This window comes from Paraburkholderia sp. Ac-20340, assembly GCF_017104965.1.
GTDB lineage: Bacteria > Pseudomonadota > Gammaproteobacteria > Burkholderiales > Burkholderiaceae > Paraburkholderia.
In genome coordinates this window covers 1-785 of the sequence record NZ_JAAGPR010000090.1, presented here as the reverse complement: position 1 = coordinate 785, position 785 = coordinate 1, and the positions used below count along the sequence as shown (strand labels likewise).

At 59.2% G+C, this 785-nt stretch carries 1 protein-coding gene; it reads left to right on the top strand.

Annotation, left to right across the window (positions count from 1 at the left end; translation table 11 throughout):
* Window positions 1–785, top strand: a 785-nt coding sequence (tssI, locus tag G3N59_RS36835; RefSeq protein ID WP_205987915.1) for a type VI secretion system tip protein TssI/VgrG, incomplete at both ends; no start/stop codon positions are given.

The window sequence follows — 785 nt, the reverse complement described above, 5'->3', positions numbered from 1 at the left end:
GAGGGCATCAGCAGTCCCTTCAATCTGACCGTTGAGCTATCGAGTACCGATCCCGCTGTCGATTTCAGCAAGGTCCTCGACCAACCCGCCACGTTCACAATCTGGCGTGGCGAAACCGCCGTGCGATATGTGAATGGGCTCGTCAGCCGTTTTGAACAGGGCGAGACAGGTTTCCGGCGCACTTACTATCGAGTCATGCTGGAGCCGCAGTTAGCTCGTGCGGATTTGCGATCAGACTGGCGAGTATTCCAGCAGATGAGCGCGCCGCAGATCCTGCAAGCCGTGCTCAAGCGCTCAGGCATCAACGATGCTGTACAGGAACTGACCAAAGAGCACACGGTGCGCGAGTACTGCGTTCAGCCCGGTGAGACTGACTCGCAATTTTTTCACCGACTGAGTGCAGAAGAAGGACTGTTCTACACGCATTCCTTCGATGCCACGGGCCATCGTCTGCGGCAGGGGGACCGGCTCTACATCCACGGCACCATCGAAGGCGGTCCGGTGATCTACAACGCCACGCCAGGCGGGGATCAGGCCGAACCGTGTATCAGAAGTTTCAGCTACGCCGAACAAGTACGCACCGCGCGGCAGACCCAACGCGATTACACGTTCAAACACCCGCAGTACAGTCAGCAGCAAAGCAGCACCGGGGGGAATCTTGAGCACCAGGACGGCGGTTATGAACGCTTCGACTACCCCGGGCGGTACAAGCGCGATGAGGCTGGGCGGCCATTTACGGAGACGCGCCTGCTCGCGCTACGTAACGAAGCCCAACTGGCCGCGAT